We start from the raw sequence: 18,908 nt of genomic DNA, 5'->3' as shown, positions 1-18,908 counted from the left end.
CCGCCATGAATATCCCCTATATCAAGAAATTCCCTTACGTGCGGCAGGACTTCGCCGCTTCGATCGTCGTGTTCCTGGTCGCCCTGCCGCTGTGCGTGGGCGTCGCCGTCGCATCCGGCGTGCCGGCCGAACTCGGGCTGGTCACCGGCATCGTGGGCGGTCTCGTCACCGGACTGATGCGCGGCAGCAGTCTGCAGGTGTCGGGGCCGGCCGCGGGGCTGACCGTGCTGGTCTTCGAGGCGGTACGCGAGTTCGGGCTCCCCGTGCTCGGGGTGATCGTGCTCGCCACCGGTCTGCTCCAAGTCGCCATGGGCGCCCTGAAGCTGGGGCGCTACTTCCGGGCGATCTCGGTGGCCGTCGTCGAGGGCATGCTGGCCGGGATCGGGCTCGTGCTGATCGCGGGCCAGCTCTACTCGATGGCGGGCCTGACCGCGCCCGCCTCCGGCCCGGACAAGCTCGTCGGACTGCCGCAGGCCGTCGTCAAGGCCGCCGGGAGCGCCGAGTCGCTCGCCTCGCTCGCCCTCGGCGCGGGCACCGTCGTCGTCCTCGTGCTGTGGCGGCGGCTGCCGGAGCGGGTACGGGTGGTGCCGGCGCCGCTCGCCGCGGTCGTCCTGGCCGTGCTGACCACCATGGTGTTCTCCCTGCCGGTCGCCACGGTCGAAGTGCGGGGACTGCTCGGTTCGCTCCAGCCGCCGCCCCTCGACGCCTTCGGGGAACTGGCGGGCCTCGGCGTCCTCGGCACGATCCTGGCCTTCACGCTGATCGCCTCGGCGGAGAGCCTGTTCAGCGCCGCCGCCGTCGACCGGCTGCACGACGGACCGCGTACCCAGTACGACAAGGAGCTGCTGGCGCAGGGCGCGGGCAACACGATCTGCGGGCTGCTCGGCGCACTGCCGATGACCGCCGTGATCGTGCGCAGCGCGGCGAACGTCCAGGCCGGCGCGCGCACGAAGGCGTCCCGGGTCCTGCACGGCGTCTGGCTGCTGCTCTTCGCCGCGCTGCTGCCGGCCGCCCTCGGCCTCATACCGCTGCCCGCCCTCGCGGGCATCCTCGTGTACGCGGGCTGGAAGCTCATTCCGCTGCGCGAGATAGCGAAACTGTGGCGCGAGCACCGGGGCGAGGCCCTGATCCTGATCGTCACCGCCGTGTCCATCGTCGCCGTCAGCATGTTCGAGGGCGTCCTGGTCGGGCTCGCGCTGGCCATCATCAAGACCGCCTGGGAGGCCTCGCACGTCCGGCTCGAAGTCATAGACAAGGGGGCAGGACCCGTCCAGGCGCATCTGTCGGGCAACGCGACCTTCCTGCGGCTGCCGAAGATCCTCGACAGCCTGGAGGCGCTGCCGCAGGACCGGCCGATCGAGCTGAACCTGTCGGGGCTGCACCACCTGGATCACGCCTGTCGCGTCGCCCTGGAGAACTGGGCGGCCCGGCACAGCACCGCCGGGACCGAGCCGGTGAAGGTCACGCCGGTGGCCTGACCCGTACCCGCCCCCTTTCACGGCCCCTCGGCCGGGCCCGCCGCACGGCGGGCCCGGCCGTGCCCTTTCCCGGCGCCCCTGCCATGCCGCCCGGTCCCGGCCTCCGGAAAGCGCCATTGCACGGCGTAAAGTGGATGAATCAGGCATTTGGGCGGCTCAGAAGGGGGTCGTCATGCTCCAGGAACTCCTGGTCGCGGGCGCGGCAGCCGGCTCCGCCGGTCTCGTGTACGTCGCGGCGGCGGCGCGGGTCGTGAAGCAGTACGAGCGCGGTGTGGTGCTGCGGCTCGGGCGGCTGGTGGGCCAGGCACGCGGGCCCGGATTCACGCTGGTGGTCCCCTTCGTGGACAAGCTGCGCAAGGTCAACATGCAGATCGTGACGATGCCGGTGCCGGCGCAGGACGGCATCACCCGGGACAACGTGACGGTCCGGGTGGACGCGGTCATCTACTTCAAGGTGATCGACGCGACGGACGCGGTCATCCAGGTGGAGGACTACCGTTTCGCGGTCTCCCAGATGGCCCAGACGTCGCTGCGCTCGATCATCGGCAAGAGCGACCTCGACGACCTCCTCTCCAACCGGGAGAAGCTCAACCAGGGGCTGGAGTTGATGATCGACAGCCCGGCCATCGGGTGGGGTGTGCAGATCGACCGGGTCGAGATCAAGGACGTGTCGCTGCCCGAGACGATGAAGCGGTCGATGGCCCGTCAGGCGGAGGCGGACCGGGAGCGGCGGGCCCGGATCATCAACGCCGATGCCGAACTCCAGGCGTCCAAGAAGCTCGCGGAGGCCGCCGGGGTGATGTCCGAGCAGCCCGCGGCACTGCAACTGCGGCTGCTGCAGACCGTGGTCGCGGTCGCCGCCGAGAAGAACTCCACCCTCGTCCTGCCCTTCCCGGTGGAGCTGCTGCGCTTCCTGGAGCGGGCCCAGACCACCCAGGGACCCGCACCGCAGGGTCCGTCGGCGCCGGTACCGCAGGACCCGTCGGCGCGGCAGGCGCCCGCGCCGGTGGAGCGGACACCGGACCGGCCGGAGCCGGCCGGGGCGGACCCCCAGCAGGTACCGGACGAGCCCACCGGCCCGGAACCTCCGCCGGTGCACGGCGAGCCCAGCGGGCCGGAGCCCCCGCCGATCCCGCGCGACTCCGCCGACCCGGAGCCCCCGCACCCGCTCCGCGAGCCCGTCGACCCGGATCCTCCGCGGCCGCTCTGAGCGGCCGACCTCGTGCGTGACACGTGTTACGGGTTACAGCAATCTCGCCCCCGTGATACACACATGCGGGTCACAATCCTGTCCGCCAGCAGGAAGGTTGCCCCATGTCCGCAACACGACGTCAGATGCTCACGCGCACCGGTGTGCTGGGCGCTTCGATCGCCTTCGCCGGAAACCTCTCCGAACTCTTCGCGGGCACCGCCGCCGCGCAGGACCTCGGTCACCACGGCTACGGCCCGCTGGTCCCCGACCCGAACGGCCTGCTCGATCTGCCGGAAGGTTTCCGCTACCGGGTGCTGTCCCGCGAGGGCGACCAACTCCGGTCCGGCGAGGGCACGGTACCCAGCAACCACGACGGCATGGCCGCCTTCGCGGGTCCCCACGGCGGAGTCCACCTCGTCCGCAACCACGAGAACCGGGTCACCGCGAAGTACGCGGTCCCGACGATCGAGGGGATCACGTACGACCCGATGGGCAAGGGCGGTTGTACGGCCCTGACGCTGGACAAGCACGGGGATGTGCTCTCCGAGCGCGTCGCCATCGCCGGTACGGCCGTCAACTGCGCCGGGGGCCACACGCCTTGGGGCACCTGGCTGACCTGCGAGGAGACCGAGGACAGGGCCGGCACCAACGGCTACACCAAGGACCACGGCTTCATCTTCGAGGTCGACCCGGTCAACCCGCGCCGCACCGGAGCCGTACCGCTCACGGCGATGGGCCGCTTCCAGCACGAGGCGATCGCGATCGACCCGAAGCGCGGGATCGTCTACGAGACCGAGGACGCGTTCCTCAAGCCCTTCGGCCTCTTCTACCGCTTCCTGCCCAACAAGCCCGAGGGCGGGACCGGTTCCCTGCGCGCGGGCGGCAGACTCCAGGCGATGCGGGTGCCCGGCGTGCCCGACCTGTCCTCCGTCCAGGAGACGGGCGCCACCTTCGACGGCATCGAGTGGGTGGACGTACCGGACCCGCTCGCCGCCCAGACCCCCGTCCGGCTGCAGGACTTCGGGCCGAAGGGCATCACGCACGCGCAGAAGCTGGAGGGCTGCTACTGGGGCGGGAAGTCCGTCTACTTCGTCTCCTCCTTCGCACACAGCGCGGAGGGTTCGGCCGCGGACCACTACGGGCAGATCTGGCGCTACGACCCGTCGGCGCGCCGTCTCACCCTGGTGATCGTCTTCGGCCCGGACACCGACGTACAGCTCCCGGGCGAGTCACCGGACAACATCTGCCTCGCCCCGAGCGGCGGCCTCATGGTCTGCGAGGACGGCAACGGCACCCAGCACGTGTTCGGCGTGACGCGGAGCGGTGAGGTGTACGCGATGGCCCGCGGCGCACAGAACATCGGCACGCCCGAGGCCCCGGAATGGGGTGAGTTCGCCGGCGTCACCTTCTCGCCGGACGGCCGCACGATGTACGTCAACTGCTACACCCCGGGGACGACCTTCGCGGTGACGGGCCCCTGGCGCCGCTAGGCCGCGGGCGGGGGCCGAGGGTCGGGGCGTGGGCGGGGCGCGGCCGAATAATCCCGTGCCCCGGGTCCTCGCGTCCTGTTACGGTCCCGACCATGAAGCGCGCCGCAGCACAGACGACGACGCCGGAGAGTGTCCCGGCGCGCTGACTGCTGACTGAGTCCGAAGCCCCGGGGCGAGTGCCCCGGGGCTTCGCCGTGCGGTCACTCGCCCGCTCCACCCGCGAGGAGACCACGATGAACGACCACCGCAGACTCGGCCGTGAGCTGGACCTGTTCGACACCGACCCCCTGCTGGGCGCCGGGCTGCCGTACTGGCTGCCGGACGGCGCGGCCGTCCGGCACGCGCTGGAGGAGTACGTGCGCGAGGCCGAACGCCGGGCCGGTTATCAGCACGTGTACTCGCCGGTCCTCGGCAAACGGGAGCTGTACGAGATCTCCGGGCACTGGTCGCACTACCGCGAGGACATGTTCCCGCCCATGGACCTCGGCGGGGAACAGGGCGGCGAGCAGGTCGTACTGCGGCCCAGCCTGTGTCCGCATCACGCGGTCATCTACCGCTCCCGCTCCCACAGCTACCGCGAACTCCCCTTCAGAATGGCCGAGTTGGGCGGAATGTTCCGCTCGGAGCTGTCCGGCGTACTGGGCGGACTCACCCGCGTACGCGCCATCCAGCTCAACGACGCACACGTCTTCTGCACCCCCGGCCAGGCCGGCGAAGAGGCCGCCGCGGCCCTGGAGTTGATCCGCGGGGCCTATGCCGCGCTCGGCATCCGCCCGGCCCGCTACCGTCTCTCGCTCCCGGGACCCGGCGGCAAGTACGTCGCCGACCCCGGGCTGTGGCGGAAGTCCGCCGCGCTGCTGCGTGACGTGCTGGACCGCTCCGGCGAGCCGTACGAGGCGGTCGTGGGCGAGGCCGCGTTCTACGGCCCCAAGATCGACGTCCAGATCGCCGATGCGGCCGGCCGAGAGTCGACCCTGTCCACCGTGCAGGTCGACTTCCACCAGCCGGAGCGGTTCGACCTGCACTACATCGGCCCCGACGGCGCGAAGCACCGCCCGGTCATGGTCCACCGCAGCGTCATCGGCAGCCTGGAGCGGGCCATGGCCCATCTCATCGAGGTGCACGGCGGCGCCTTTCCGGCCTGGCTCGCCCCCACCCAGCTGGTGGTCCTCCCGGTCTCCGAGGCCGAGACCGACCAGGCCGCAGGACTGGTACGGCGGAGTCTCGACCAGGGGCTGCGCGCCCGGCTCGCCGGCCCGGAACAGGGCACCCTCGGCGCGCGCGTCCGCGCCGCCCGGCTGGTGCCGTACCAAGCGGTGATCGGTGCCCGGGAGGCCGCCGCCGGCCAGGTCGCCCTGCGGCTGCGCGACGGACGCCGGCCGGCCCCGCAGCCGGCCGCCGAGGCACTGGCCCGCATCCGGGCTCTCGTCGGCGCGTACCGCACCGATCTCTGGGACTCCGGCGAGTAGCGGGCGCCCGGCCCGCGGCGCAGGATCGAGGGACACAGCCGGAAGGGGTGCGTGGTGGCCAAGACCAAGAAGAAGGCCAAGAAGGAGAAGGACAAGGCCAAGCCGGATTCGGCGCGAAAGGCCCCCGACCGGGTGGGGCGGCTGCTGCGCGTCCCCGAGGGGGCCCGCGTCGACCTCTCCTCGTACGACGCCGAGGGCACACCCGGCGGCCCCGCGGACAAGGCCGCCGGGCTCGAAGCCACCGCCCGGCTGGGCGAACGCCTCGCCGGCCTGCAGGAACGCCTGTGGGCCGGCGCCACCGCGGGCGACCGGCGCCGGATCCTGCTCGTCCTACAAGGCATGGACACCAGCGGCAAGGGCGGCACGGTCAAGCACGTCATCGGGCCGCTCAACCCGTCCGGCTGCCGCGTCAGGTCGTTCAAGGCACCGACCCAGCAGGAGCGCAAGCACTCCTTCCTCTGGCGGATCAGAAGGGCGCTCCCGCAGCCGGGCGAGATCGGCATCTTCGACCGGTCGCACTACGAGGACGTCCTGATCGGGCGCGTCCGCGAACTGGCGCCGCCCACCGAGATCGAGGCCCGCTACGGCCAGATCAACGACTTCGAGAAGGCCCTCGCGGACGACGGCGTGACCGTGATCAAGTGCTTCCTGCACATCTCGTACGAGCAGCAGCGCCGCCGCCTCCTGGAACGCCTGGACAACCCCGACAAGCACTGGAAGTTCAACCCCGGGGACATCGACGAGCGCGCCCTGTGGCCCGCCTACCAGGAGGCCTACGAGCTCGCCCTCGAACGCTGCTCGGCGATCCCCTGGTACGTCGTCCCCGCCGACCGCAAGTGGTTCCGCAACTGGGCGATCAGCAAGCTCCTCCTGGAACACCTGGAGGAGCTGGACCCGCAGTACCCCAAGGCGGACTTCGACGTGACGGAGTGCCGCAACCGACTGTCGAAGGACCACTGAACCCGGCTGGGCGGGTGACTTCGCCTTCGAACCGGCTCGGCGCGCACGCCTGATGGGCGATTAGTCTTATTTACCCGGATATCTTCATCCGGTGATCATTCTTGTACGACGTATTGCCGCCGTCTGTGTCCTGGGCACCGCCCTGGCCGCCTGCGGAGCCCCCGGCTCCCCGCACACCGGCCGGCCGTCGGCGCAGCCCCACTCCGCGCGCCCGTCGGCGACCGCTCCCTCGGCCCATCCGACCCTCGCTCCCGGTCCCGCCGGTCTGACCCCGGTCTTCAAGAACGGTCCCCGGACGCGGGACAAGACCGTCGCGCTCACCTTCGACGCGGACATGACCGCGGATCAGGGCCCGCGGGCCGCGGCGGGCGAGCACTTCGACAATCCGCAGCTGATCGCCACCCTGCGCGGCCTGAAGGTCCCGGCCACGGTGTTCATGACGGGGCGGTGGGCCGACGAGTACCCGCGGGAGGCCCGGGACATCGGACGGGACCCGCTCTTCGAGGTCGCCAACCACTCGTACAGCCACTACGCCTTCACCGGTGACTGCTACGGGCTGCCGACCGTGCCCGAGGACCGGATGCGGTCCGACGTGGAGCGCGCGTACGCCGCCATCCGCAAGGCGGGCGTGCCGGATCCGATGCCGTACTTCCGGTTCCCCGGCGGGTGCTACGACCAGCGGGCGCTGCGCACGCTGAGCGCGGTCGGCGTGACGGCCGTGCAGTGGGACGTGGTGAGCGGGGACGCGTTCGCGACGGACGCGGATGCCGTGGCGCGGCAGGTGCTCGACGGGGTGCGGCCCGGTTCCGTCGTCGTCATGCACTGCACGCGCAGCGCCGCTCCGGCGACCGAGGAGGCCGTACGGACGATCGTGCCCGAACTCCGGAAGCGGGGTTTCCGGTTCGTCCGGGTGTCGGAGCTGATCGGGACGACGACGAACCGCCGGCCGTAGGTGGCCGTGCCGGTGGCGGGGGCCGCCTCGGGCGGCGGTCCCGCGGCGGCCGGCCACTCCGGCGGCCGCCTTACGCTGGGTGTCATGAGCGACCACTGCGGCACCGGTCCCGAACCGGCCCTGGACCCGGCCCCCGCGGCGGACGGACCGCCGTTCGCCGCATGCGTGCTGTGCCGGAAGCCGACCGAGTACCCGGAGTCGCACAAGGGGATCACCCTGTGCCCCGTCTGCGAGTGGCAGGAGGCGCAGCGCACCGCCTGCTCGGGCTGACCTACCCACTCGCTCATACGTACGACAGCTCGCGCCGGAACCGATCTTCCGCCTGGCAGACTGGACGGCGTGACCAGTGACCCGAGCGCCGTTCCCACCCCCGGCGACAGCCCCTTCCGCTCCGAGCGCACCGCACGCGACGAGGGGCCGCAGTTCGTGCTGCCCCTGGTCGTCCGCATCGAGAAGGCCGATCCCCCGCCGCGCACGGACGCGCTGGAGACCGCCGCGCGCGCGGTGCTGACCATCCTCGGCGACGAGCGGTCGCTCGACGACGGCGAGTGGGCGCAGCTCATGCGGGACTGGCAGGACGCCCGGATCCGCAAGGTGGTCCGGCGGGCGCGCGGCGCCGAGTGGCGGCGGGCCGAGGCGCTGCCCGGCATCACGGTGACCGGCAAGACGGCCGAGGTCCGCGTCTTCCCGCCGGTCCCGCTGGACGGCTGGCCCAAGGAGCTGGCCCGGCTCCAGGTCTCCGGCACGGACCTCGACGACCCGGAGCCGCCGGTCGAGGCCGACGCGACGGCGCCCGTGCTGTGGCTGAGCCCCGACCTGGACATGTCGGCCGGCAAGGCGATGGCCCAGGCGGGCCACGGCGCCCAACTCGCCTGGTGGGAGCTGTCGGACGAGGAGCGGGCCGCCTGGCGTGACGCCGGTTTCCCGCTCGCGGTCCGCACGGCCGCGGCGGCCCACTGGAGCGAACTCCTCGCCTCCGGGCTCCCGTTGGTCCGCGACGCGGGCTTCACCGAGATCGCGCCGGGTTCCTGCACGGTGGTGGCGGACCACCCGGCCCTGCGCAACTGATCCACCGAGGCGCCACGGGCACCGATCGTCGGCCCGCGTGAGGAGTGCGCCCCGGCCGCGCCGGGCGTGATCCGCGCGGGCGCGGGGCGGCGCCGGTTTCCCCGGGGCGGACCCGCTGGAGCGGGCGCTGCGGCTGCTGGGACGGGACCCGGAGAAGTGGCCGTCGCCACACTGAGCGGCCGTACGATCCTGTCCAAGATTTTTGGTGCGGGCGGGTTTGAACATCGCAGCCGTCCCCCGCGTATCTCCTGGCACTGGCCATGTACAGGTTCCCAACGACCAGTTGGTCTGCCCCGGGAGGCACATTTGCGGCGTATCAACGGTACGGCCCTCGTCATCGCGGCCCTCGTCGCCACCGTCGGCGCGCTCGCGTTCCCCGTGTGGTCGTACGCCGACCGCGCGGGCACGGGCCCGGCGAATCTGGCGGCCGGGACGGTGAACACTCGCTGGGGACCGCTCACCGCCTCCGACCGCGACCTGATCGTGCGCGTACGGCTCGCCGGCCTCTGGGAGCTGCCGGCCGGCCAGCAGGCGATCCAACGGGCCCCCAGCAAAGCGATCAAAGAGGCGGGCGACCACCTGATCGTCGGCCACACCGACCTTGACAAGCGGGTGCGGATCGTCGCCGCCGACCTCGGCGTCGAGCTGCCGAACCAGCCGAACGAACAGCAGCAGGGCTGGCTGCGCGAGCTGACGGCGGCTCAGGGCCAGGAGTACGAGCGCAAGTTCGCGAACCTGCTGCGGTCCGCGCACGGCAAGATCTTTCCGGCCATCGGCGCGGTGCGCAACAGCACCCGCAACACGCTGGTGAGGCAGCTGGCCACGGACGCCAACCAGACCGTGCTCGACCACATCACGGTGCTGGAGAAGACCGGCAACGTCGACTTCGACGCCATCGCCAACGACACGGCGGCCCTGTCGACGGCCAGCCCGACCGGCCCCCCGCCGCCGTCCGTCGGGGCGTCGCCCCCCTCGGCCCCGCCCGCGGAGGCGAGCGGCGACCCCGACGTGTCGTCGAGCCCGTCACCGCCGCCGCCCGGTGAGGTCAACACGAACCGTCCGGAGCCGACCGGTGATCCGAACGGCCAGGTGGGGTGAGCGGGGAGACCGCCGAGTGAGATGAGCCGGCCGGACGGACGGGTGAGGTGATCCCGACGGCCCACCGAGGTTCCGCCGGCCCGAAAGGGCCGGCGGAACCTCAAATGTTGCTCTGAACGTCCCCTCCGACGGGTTCGGCTGCGGCTGCCGGGGCCATGACACCGTCACGCCGGTACACCGGTGCCTCGTATGGATCCGTCGTGAGGAGACGGCACGCAGGGTCTGACCGGGACGGGACGCGGGAGGGGACAGGGACATGCAGCAACTGGGGACGGGAATCGGGTGGCGTCCGGAGATCGCGGACGCCGTGGAGCGCATGCCCGGCATCGACTGGGTCGAGGCCGTGGCGGAGAACGTCTGTCCCGGGCACCTCCCCGAGTCGCTGCTGCGGCTGCGCGAGCGCGGCGTCACGGTGGTGCCGCACGGCGTCTCCCTCGGCCTCGGCGGCGCGGACCGCCCCGACGGGTCCCGGCTCACCGCGCTCGCCCAGCGGGCCGAGGCACTGGGCTCGCCGCTCGTCACCGAACACATCGCGTTCGTCCGCGCCGGCGGCCCCCTGACCGCCTCCGCCCCGCTGGAGGCGGGACATCTGCTGCCGGTCCCGCGCACCCGGGACGCGCTGAACGTCCTGTGCGAGAACATCCGCATCGCGCAGGCGGCGCTGCCGGTGCCGCTCGCCGTCGAGAACATCGCGGCACTGATCTCCTGGCCGGGCGAGGAGATGACCGAGGGGCAGTTCCTGTACGACCTCGCCGACCGTACCGGCGTACGCCTGCTGATCGATGTCGCCAATCTCCACACCAACCACGTCAACCGCGGCGAGGACCCGGCCAAGGCCCTCGACGAGCTGCCCGTCGAGGCCATCGCCTACGTCCATGTCGCCGGCGGCTTCGAGCGGGACGGGGTCTGGCACGACAGCCACGCCCACCCGGTCCCCCGCCCCGTTCTCGACATCCTCGCGGAGCTCGCCGCCCGGGTGACCCCGCCGGGGGTCCTGCTGGAACGGGACGAGAACTTCCCGGACCCGGCGGAGCTGGAGCACGAACTGACGGCGATAAGGGACACGGTGAAGATCGCGACGACCGCGCGGAAGGCGGCGCAGACCGTCGCGGCCCGGGCGACGGCGGACGCGGCGGGCGCGGCCCCGGGCGCCGCTGCGGAGCACCCCGTCACGGATGCCGCCCGCCAGCGGCTCGGGCTCGCGCAGACCGCGCTGCTGTCCGCGCTCGTCGCGGGGACCCCCGTACCGGAGGGGTTCGACCGGGCGCGGCTGGGGGTGCAGGCGCGGGCGCTCGCCGCGAAGCGCGCGGACGTCGTCGCGAAGGTCGCCCCGGAGCTGCCGGAGATCCTCGAAGGGGCATACCGGACGGCCTTCCTCGGGTACGCGCAGCGGCACCCCATGGCCGGCGGCTACCGGCGCGACGCACTGGATTTCGCCGAGCACCTGCTGTTCGCCGGGCGCCCCGAGGACGCGGAGACCCGCCGCCGGCTGCGTGACTGGTGGCTGGACCGGTCCGGCCCGGCGCCCCGCTCCCAGCGCCCTGCGGCCCGGCTGGCCCGCGCCACCCGCAGGGTCCTGCTGCGCAGCTGATTCGACACGGAACCCTGCGGGTGGCCGGCGACGCAGGCGGACGGGACGACCGGCGGGAGCGGCCGCCGGCGCCCCGGCCGAGGCGCCACAGGACGGCGCTCGGCGGCCGTCGCCGCCGCCGAGTGTGCCCGGGCTAACACCATCGCCCCGGTACGCGTATCAGGGGGACGAATCGTGCTGGTTTCGGGCGGTACATCACCCGACAAAACCGCCCGAATCGCCACCCGTTCCCGACCCCTGAACCCCGTCTCCTCGTACGGCAGTTGGCGTTGCGGCCGCAGTAGCATGCGAATCCGCACCCGAAGCGCACTGGCGTGCGGTGCCGCAACAGGAGACACCATGCGATCCATCAACCGCACCGGACTGATCAGTGGAACAGGACTCATCGTCGCCGGTCTTACGGCGACACTCATCGCGCTGCTCTTTCCGATCTGGTCGTACGCGGACCGCGCCGGCACCGGTCTCGACGCACTGAACACGCAGACCGTGTCGACGAGCTTCGGTCCGCTGTCCGGGCTGGACCGGGAGTTCGTCACGAAGGTCCGGCTGGCCGGGCTCTGGGAGCTGCCCGCGGGCCAGCAGGCCGAGGAACGCGGCACCACGAAGGCCGTACAGACCGCCGGCGAGCATCTCGTCGAGGGCCACACGTTCCTCGACGCCCGCGTCCGCAACGTCGCCGCACGGCTCGGGCTCGAACTGCCCAACCAGCCGAGCGATCAGCAGCGCCAGTGGCTGGCCACTCTGAACGCGGCGCACGGCGAGGACTACGACCGCGAGTTCGCGACCATCGTCCGCATGGCCCACGGCAAGGTCTTCTCCCTCGTCGCCCAGGTCCGCGCCACCACCCGCAACTCCCTGGTGCGCGACCTCGCCGAGGACGCGAACACCACCGTGCTCGATCACATCAAGGTCCTGGAGGCCACGGGATACGTCGACTTCGACGCCCTCGCCCGGGACGCGGCCACCGCGAGCGCACCGCCGATCACCAACTCCCCCGCTCCGCCGGGCCCCACGGCCTCCCCGAGCTCGCCCGTCCCCGTGACTCCCTCCGACGGCTATCCGCTGCCACCGGCGGCCTCCAGCCCCAGGCCCGAGGACGAAAACGGGCAGAACTAGGGCCTGTCCGGCAGGTCCGGTCGACGCGCGGCACAAACGGAACGTCCGATACCCCCCACGCGGCGTCCACATCGTGAATAAGGCATGGCGCTTCCCCGCTCCGGTCGCATAGAAATCCGCCATGTTCTGGGTCCTTCTTCTGCTGTTGGCCTGGGTCGCCGCCGGTACGGCGTGCACCCGGCTGTGCCTGGCCGCCGTGCACGCCGCGAGCGTCGACGCGCGTACGGCCCGCGGGCACGATCTGACGCTGTACGAGGCCGCGTTCCTGTCCGGCGGGCCGGCCCGGGTCGCCGAGCTGACGCTGGTCTCGATGGCCCGCCAGCACCGGTTGCTGCTCGCGCACACCGGCTGGGCGACCGTGGTGGACCCGGACGGGCGGGACGACATGGAGCGCTCGGTGCTGGGCGCGATAGGCCCGGCGGGACAGTCGCCGATAGCGCCGGTCCGCCGGACCACCGCGGCGGCCGACTCCGTACGCCATCTCGCCGAGCGTCTCGTCGCGGCGGGGCTCGCCGTGCCCGACGGCGCCCGCACCTCCGTGGCCGGCGCCGTCCGTCAGGTTCAGGCCGCCGCGGCCGCCGTCGCCGCCCTGGGCGCGGTCGCGCTGCTGCTCCCCGGTCAGGCCACCGAGGGCCAGGGCCCGGTCGCCGCCTGGTTCCTGCTCCCCCTGGTCCTCACGCTGAGCTGCCTCGCGATCGCGCGGGTCGAGGTGCACCCGTACACGCGCTGGGCGTCCCCGGCCGGGCAGCGCCTGCTCGGCACCCTGCCCCGGCATGCCACCGGCGACGACCGGGCGTACCTCACCTCCGTCGCCGTACGCGGTGTCCGCGCGGTCGGCGAACCGGATCTGCGCGCCGCCTTCGCCCACCGCGAGCGGCACCGCTGACCGCAGCGGTGTCCGCACCGCCAACCGCACCGCCCTCCCGGGCGAGGCCGCTCGCGGGGGCCGAAGGGGGCGCATCGGGGCATTGGGGCCGACACCGGCGGCCCGGTGCTTTACTTCGCCAACCGCCGAACGAAACATCCCTTTTGTCGATGCCGCGCACCGAAGGGATACGCGATGAGAGCAATCGCCCTCTGTTCAACCGCCGGGTCCGTGCTCCTGAGCGCCCTCGTCGCCGCGCCTGCGGGCGGACAGCCCGCGGGCGCCGCCCCCGCCAGGCCGCTCTTCACCGACTCGGCCGAGACACGCGGTACCGCCGAGGCCGCCCGGCGCGCCGCGGCCGCCGGCATCCGGTTCGGTGCCTGTACCAAGGAAGAGGACGTGCCGGGCAGTCTGCGATGCGGCACGGTCACGGTGCCGCTCGACTACGCGCACCCCGGCGGCAAGCAGATCAAGCTGACCGTCAGCCGGGTGAAGGCGTCCGGCAAGGACCCGCACAACTCCAAGCGGAGGGTGCCCCGCAAGGGCTCCCTCGTCTACAACCCCGGCGGCCCCGGCGCCTCCGGCATGTACTTCCCGCTGGCGTCCCTGCTCCCCGAGTGGAAGCGCATCGGCGCGGCCTACGACCTCGTCGGCTACGCCCCGCGCGGCGTCGGCCGCTCGGCCCCGCTCTCCTGTCAGGACCCCAAGCGCCTCCTGAAGGGCCCCTCGCAGTCGCCGGCGTCGCCCTCGGAGTCGTACAAGAAGGAACGCATCGCCGAGGCCAAGGCCTATGTGCGCGGCTGTGTCCGGCACGGGGGCAGCGCGCTGCGGCACTACACGTCGTTGAACAACGCCCGCGACCTCGATGTGCTGCGCGCCGCGCTCGGTGAGCGGAAGCTGACCTTCATGGGGGCCTCGTACGGGACCTACTTCGGGGCGCTCTACGCGACGCTGTTCCCCTCGCACGTGGGGCGCATGGTCTTCGACTCGGCGGTGAACCCCGAGCCGGACGGGATCTGGTACCAGAACAACCTCGACCAGTCCGTCGCCTTCGAGCGGCGCTGGACGGACTTCCGCGCGTGGGTCGCCCGGCACGACAAGGTGTACGGCCTCGGCAGGACTTCCGCCGACGTCCTGCGCAGCTACGAGAAGGCGCGGGCGCAGCTCGCCGCCGAACCCGCGGGCGGCAAGGTGGGTCCCGCGCAGCTGCAAGGGGCGTTCTTGCAGACCGGGTACTACGACGACTACTGGCCCTCGCGTGCCCAGGCCCTGTCCGCGTATCTGAAGGGCGACCCGAAGCCGCTGATCCAGCAGGCGGGGCCGCACCCGGAGGCGGCGGCCGACTCGGAGAACGGCAACGCGGTCTACACGGCCGTCGAGTGCAACGACGCCTCGTGGCCGACGGACTGGAGCGTCTGGGACCGCGACAACACGGCCCTCGCGCGCGTGGCCCCCTTCGAGACCTGGGACAACGTGTGGACGAATCTCCCGTGCGCCTACTGGCCCGGGCCGCGGCAGCGGCCGCTCGATGTGCGGACCGCTCCCGGTGAGCTGCCGCCCACGCTGATCCTGGCGGCCGAGCGGGACGCGGCCACGCCGTACGACGGTGCTCTGGAGCTGCACCGGCGGCTGTCCGACTCGGTGCTGGTGACCGAGCGGGACGCGGGCACGCACGGCATCGGGGGCGGCGCCAACCGGTGCGTCAACGGCCACCTGGACGCGTATCTCCTGGACGGCCGGCTGCCCGAGCAGGGCGCGGTGTGCGCGCCGCACGCGGAGCCGAAGCCACTGGCGCCGGGAGACCGTAAGAAGAAGGCCTCCCGGCATCCGGCGGTGCGCTGATCAGGCGAGGCCGGCGACCAGCTCGGTGAGTTCCTTGCGGCGGCCGGTGTAGAACGGGACCTCTTCGCGGACGTGCATCCGGGCCTCGGAGGCACGCAGGTGACGCATGAGGTCGACGATGCGGTACAGCTCGTCGGCCTCGAAGGCGAGGATCCACTCGTAGTCGCCGAGCGAGAACGAGGCGACGGTGTTGGCCCGCACGTCCGGGTAGCCGCGAGCCATCTTGCCGTGGTCGGCGAGCATGCGCCGGCGGTCCTCGTCGGCCAGCAGATACCAGTCGTACGAGCGCACGAAGGGGTAGACGCTCACGTAGTTGCGGGGCGTCTCGTCGGCGAGGAACGCCGGGATGTGCGAGCGGTTGAACTCGGCGGGGCGGTGCAGCGCCATGTTCGACCACACCGGCTCCAGGGCGCGGCCCAGCTTGGTGCGCCGGAAGAGGTTGTACGCCTCCTGGAGCTGGTCGCTGGTCTCGGCGTGCCACCAGATCATCAGGTCCGCGTCGGCGCGCAGCCCCGAGACGTCGTACGTGCCGCGGATGGTCACGTCCTTGGCGGCGAGCTGGTCGAAGAGCTCCTGGACCTCGTCGGCGTAGCCCGCGCGGTCCTCGGGGAGGACGTCGCGCAGCTTGAAGACGGACCACAGCGTGTAGCGGATGACCTCGTTGAGGTCCTTGGCCAGCTTGCCCTTGTTCGGGATCTTGGCGGGGGCGTCGTCACTCATGGGGCTATTCTCCCGCGCCGCCGTGCAGACTCTGCACCGGGTTGGCGGTCAGCTCGTCCAGTCCGCCGCGTTCGCCGCGCAGCTGGTCCACGGCCGCGTACGCGCTCGCGATACAGGCCGGGATCCCGACGCCGTCGTACGCCGCTCCGCAGACCGCGAGGCCCGGGAGCTTGCCGAGGTGGTCGCGGACGCGGGCCACGCGCGCGTGGTGCCCGACGGGGTACTGCGGGAGGCCGTCGGACCAGCGCGTGACGCGGGTCGCGACGGGCGCCGCGTCCAGGCCGGTGGCCTCCCGCAGGTCGTGCCGGGAGACGTCCACCAGGCCCTCGTCGTCCCGCCCGAGCACTTCGGTCTCCTGATAGCGGCCGACCGAGGTCCGCAGGACCAGCAGGTCCGGGTTCTCCTCGGCGAGCCAGCCCCACTTCTGGGAGGCGAAGGTGGACGCCTTGATCGTGCGCCCGTCGACGGGCGGCACCAGGAAACCGCTCCCTTCGGGGAGGGAGAGGTCACCGCGGCGGTAGGCGAGGGTGATCAGTGCCATCGACGCGTACTCGACGGCGGCCAGCTCGGCCGCGGCGGCGGGCGCCTCGGCGCGCAGCAGCGTGGCGGCGGCCGGGGCGGGCAGCGCGAGCACGACGGCATCGGCGTGCAGGACGCGGCCGCCGGCGACGACCCGCCAGCGCGCGTGCGCCTCCGTCCCGTCCGCACCGGCGGGCGTGAGCGCGGACCCGGGGCGACCTGAGCCGAGCTCGCGGGAGCCGCCGCGCACGGCTGCCCGCGGGCCGTCCGCCTCGTGGCCGGCGCTCTGCCCGTTCCGCGTTTCGCGACCGGTGCTGTGCGGCCCTTGGCCGGTGCTCTGCGGACCGCCCCCGCCCGTGGGAGCCGCGACTCTGCGCAGCTCCGTCACCGGCGCGCCGGTGACGATCTCGGCGCCCCGCGCGCGCACCGACTCGGCGACCGCGAGCGGCAGTTGGCCCACACCGCCCTCGATGCCCATGAACACCGGCCCCGACTGCTGGGCGGCGGCGGCCCGGGCCTGGATCTCGCGGACCGCCTCCGTCAGCGAGTCGTGCGTGCAGGCGGCCTGGAAGAGCTGCGGGACCGCCGAGCGCATCGAGAGGCGATACGCGTCGCCCGCGTAGACACCGCCCAGCAGCGGTTCGACCAGGCGGTCCACGACCTCACGGCCGAGTCGCGCGGCGACGAACTCCCCCACCGCCACGTCGTCACCGACCTCCGTGCGCGGCAGATCGGCGTCCCGCTCGATGCGCCGCAGACCCTCCTCGGAGAGCAGCCCGGAGAGGGCGGAGGCGGTGCCCGGGACACCCATGACGTGCCCCTTGGGCATGGGGCGCAGGGCGCCGCGGGTCCAGATCGACGCCGTGGACGTGGCCGGTGGCCGGAGGTGGTCGCCGAGGCCCGCCTCGCGGGCGAGGGCAACCGCTTCGGGCCGCCGCGCGAGCATCGACTCGGCGCCCAGGTCGACCCGGGCACCCGCGATCTCGCCGGGCAGCAGCTTGCCGCCCACACGGTCCGAGGCCTCCAGGACGGTCACGTGCACACCCGCGTCCAGCAGCCGGTGGGCGGCGGCCAGCCCGGCGATCCCGCCGCCGATGACGACGACCTGCCCCGTACCCGTACGAGTCTCCTGTGCGCGCATGGCTCCACTTTCGCAGACCCCACCGACAGTCCCCCGGGGGCCCGGTGTCCTCCACGAGTCCTGACCGTGACCGCATCGGGACCGGACCCGGCCAACGTCTCGGGGCGGCCGGGCGTCGAAGGAGCGTCAGTCATCACAACACCCGGGGGGATGCCCAGATGCAGACTCGACGTTCGGTACGACCCGTTCAGGCCCTGGCAGGGGTGCTGCTCGCCGCGGCTCTCGCGCTGACGGGGTGCAGCGCCGACGACTCGGGTGGGAGCAGCGCCGACTCGGTGAGCCGGAGCGACGCCGACGCCAAGGGGGCCGCCCCTGGGTCCCAGGAGGACGGAGCGGGCGCCGCGGACAGCAGCCGGAGCGGCGGCGCAAAGGCGACCGCCCCGCCCAAGGTCACCGCGAGCCACATCATCCGTACCGCCTCGCTGACCGTGCGGGTCAAGGACGTTCCCGACGCGCTGGACGACGCCCGCACCACGGCCGAGAACGCGGGCGGCTTCGTCGGCGACGAGACGACCACCCGGGACGGCCAGGGCCGCGAGCGCACCCGGATGATCCTTCGCGTGCCCACCGACCGGTACGAGGAGGTGCTCACCGAACTGGAGGGCTCGGGCAAGCTCCTCGAACGTACGGCCAAGGCGCAGGACGTCACCGATCAGGTCGTCGACGTGGACAGCCGTATCAAGACGCAGCGCGCCAGCGTGGCCCGGATCCGCGAGCTGATGGACCAGGCCACCAAGCTCGCCGATGTGGTCACCCTGGAGGGCGAGCTGAGCAGCCGTCAGGCCGACCTGGAGTCCCTGCTCACCCAGCAGGCCTCCCTGAAGGACCGCACCAGCCTGGCGACGATCACCCTGTCCCTGTCCGAGACCGCGGTGAAGAAGGCGGCGAAGGACGAGGACCCGGGATTCGTGGACGCGCTCTCCGGTGGCTGGCACGCGTTCGTCACGATGCTGCGCTGGATCGCGATGGCGCTCGGCGCGGTGCTCCCGTTCGCGGCGGGCGCGGCGCTGCTCGCCGTGCTGTGGCTGCGTTTCGTCCGCCCCCGTACGGCGGCACGCCGTCCGGCACCCGCGACGGCCGCCGGGACGGGCCCGCGGACCACGGGAACGGACCCGGGGGCCGGCGCGCTGCCGGTCGCCCCACCTGCCCGGAAGCGGGAGGCGCGGGGCGAACAGGAGGTGCGGGGCGAGCAGGAGGCGCGGGGCGAGCAGGACTGAAATGCCGCGTCCCCGTAGCGTGTTCGCATGAGCATGAGCCGTACGAAAGAGCGACTGGTCGTGATCGGCGGCGACGCGGCGGGCATGTCCGCCGCGTCGCAGGCCCCCCCGACCCGGGGGCCCGGAGAAATTTATACCCTCCCTTTCTCGCAGAGCCCCTCCTCCTCCTCCTCTCCCCCTCGGGTCCCTT

16 protein-coding genes are annotated in these 18,908 nt (G+C 72.6%); 14 read left to right on the top strand and 2 right to left on the bottom strand.

The features are described 5' to 3' along the window. Positions 1 to 5: 5 nt before the first annotated feature. The 13 genes from ACFWM2_RS28100 to ACFWM2_RS28040 all read left to right on the top strand — a co-directional run bounded on the left by ACFWM2_RS28100 (position 6) and on the right by ACFWM2_RS28040 (position 15,121). Positions 6 to 1,478, top strand: a complete 1,473-nt coding sequence (locus tag ACFWM2_RS28100; protein WP_383285682.1) for a SulP family inorganic anion transporter — start codon at positions 6 to 8, stop codon at positions 1,476 to 1,478. Between the two features lie 172 nt (positions 1,479 to 1,650). After that, positions 1,651 to 2,688 carry an SPFH domain-containing protein gene (locus ACFWM2_RS28095; RefSeq protein WP_383285679.1) on the top strand — a complete coding sequence of 346 codons (1,038 nt, stop codon included), beginning with the start codon at positions 1,651 to 1,653 and terminating at the stop codon, positions 2,686 to 2,688. A 104-nt stretch (positions 2,689 to 2,792) separates the two neighbouring features. After that, on the top strand, positions 2,793 to 4,160 hold the full coding sequence (locus tag ACFWM2_RS28090) for a PhoX family protein (RefSeq protein ID WP_383285676.1): 1,368 nt from the start codon (positions 2,793 to 2,795) through the stop codon (positions 4,158 to 4,160). Positions 4,161 to 4,354: 194 nt separating this feature from the next. After that, a complete protein-coding gene (thrS, locus tag ACFWM2_RS28085) occupies positions 4,355 to 5,629 on the top strand; it encodes a threonine--tRNA ligase (RefSeq protein ID WP_383285673.1) in 1,275 nt (424 codons plus the stop codon). A 132-nt stretch (positions 5,630 to 5,761) separates the two neighbouring features. Next, complete coding sequence (locus ACFWM2_RS28080) at positions 5,762 to 6,589, top strand: PPK2 family polyphosphate kinase (RefSeq protein WP_383285990.1); 828 nt, start codon at positions 5,762 to 5,764, stop codon at positions 6,587 to 6,589. Between the two features lie 91 nt (positions 6,590 to 6,680). Continuing rightward, entirely contained in the window at positions 6,681 to 7,541 is an 861-nt protein-coding gene (locus ACFWM2_RS28075) for a polysaccharide deacetylase family protein (protein ID WP_383285670.1), read from the top strand. A gap of 84 nt (positions 7,542 to 7,625) precedes the next feature. Continuing rightward, the gene (locus ACFWM2_RS28070; RefSeq protein ID WP_383285667.1) at positions 7,626 to 7,811 is read left to right on the top strand and encodes a hypothetical protein; all 186 of its coding nucleotides are present in this window, start codon (positions 7,626 to 7,628) and stop codon (positions 7,809 to 7,811) included. A 69-nt stretch (positions 7,812 to 7,880) separates the two neighbouring features. After that, a complete protein-coding gene (locus tag ACFWM2_RS28065) occupies positions 7,881 to 8,609 on the top strand; it encodes a peptidyl-tRNA hydrolase (protein WP_383285664.1) in 729 nt (242 codons plus the stop codon). 306 nt (positions 8,610 to 8,915) lie between these two features. Next, complete coding sequence (locus ACFWM2_RS28060; RefSeq protein ID WP_383285660.1) at positions 8,916 to 9,707, top strand: DUF4142 domain-containing protein; 792 nt, start codon at positions 8,916 to 8,918, stop codon at positions 9,705 to 9,707. A gap of 256 nt (positions 9,708 to 9,963) precedes the next feature. Continuing rightward, on the top strand, positions 9,964 to 11,298 hold the full coding sequence (locus ACFWM2_RS28055) for a DUF692 domain-containing protein (protein ID WP_383285657.1): 1,335 nt from the start codon (positions 9,964 to 9,966) through the stop codon (positions 11,296 to 11,298). Positions 11,299 to 11,637: 339 nt separating this feature from the next. After that, positions 11,638 to 12,414: a DUF4142 domain-containing protein gene (locus ACFWM2_RS28050; RefSeq protein ID WP_383285654.1), complete on the top strand. Its 777-nt coding sequence runs from the start codon at positions 11,638 to 11,640 to the stop codon at positions 12,412 to 12,414. A gap of 121 nt (positions 12,415 to 12,535) precedes the next feature. Continuing rightward, complete coding sequence (locus ACFWM2_RS28045) at positions 12,536 to 13,300, top strand: TIGR04222 domain-containing membrane protein (protein ID WP_383285651.1); 765 nt, start codon at positions 12,536 to 12,538, stop codon at positions 13,298 to 13,300. A 174-nt stretch (positions 13,301 to 13,474) separates the two neighbouring features. After that, a complete protein-coding gene (locus tag ACFWM2_RS28040) occupies positions 13,475 to 15,121 on the top strand; it encodes an alpha/beta hydrolase (protein ID WP_383285648.1) in 1,647 nt (548 codons plus the stop codon). Here ACFWM2_RS28040 and hemQ read toward each other — a convergent pair whose 3' ends face one another. Next, positions 15,122 to 15,841: a hydrogen peroxide-dependent heme synthase gene (gene hemQ, locus ACFWM2_RS28035; RefSeq protein WP_383285645.1), complete on the bottom strand. Its 720-nt coding sequence runs from the start codon at positions 15,839 to 15,841 to the stop codon at positions 15,122 to 15,124. It lies immediately after the preceding gene. 4 nt (positions 15,842 to 15,845) lie between these two features. Next, on the bottom strand, positions 15,846 to 17,501 hold the full coding sequence (hemG, locus tag ACFWM2_RS28030) for a protoporphyrinogen oxidase (RefSeq protein WP_383285642.1): 1,656 nt from the start codon (positions 17,499 to 17,501) through the stop codon (positions 15,846 to 15,848). A gap of 158 nt (positions 17,502 to 17,659) precedes the next feature. Here hemG and ACFWM2_RS28025 point away from each other — a divergent pair, with 158 nt between their 5' ends. Then, positions 17,660 to 18,718, top strand: a complete 1,059-nt coding sequence (locus tag ACFWM2_RS28025) for a DUF4349 domain-containing protein (protein ID WP_383285639.1) — start codon at positions 17,660 to 17,662, stop codon at positions 18,716 to 18,718. Positions 18,719 to 18,908 lie beyond the last annotated feature (190 nt).

Source organism: Streptomyces sp. NPDC058371, from assembly GCF_042723265.1.
In the GTDB taxonomy this organism is placed as follows: Bacteria; Actinomycetota; Actinomycetes; order Streptomycetales; family Streptomycetaceae; genus Streptomyces.
Note: the sequence above shows the minus strand (reverse complement) of the source record. Positions and strands in the feature narration are given on the sequence as shown.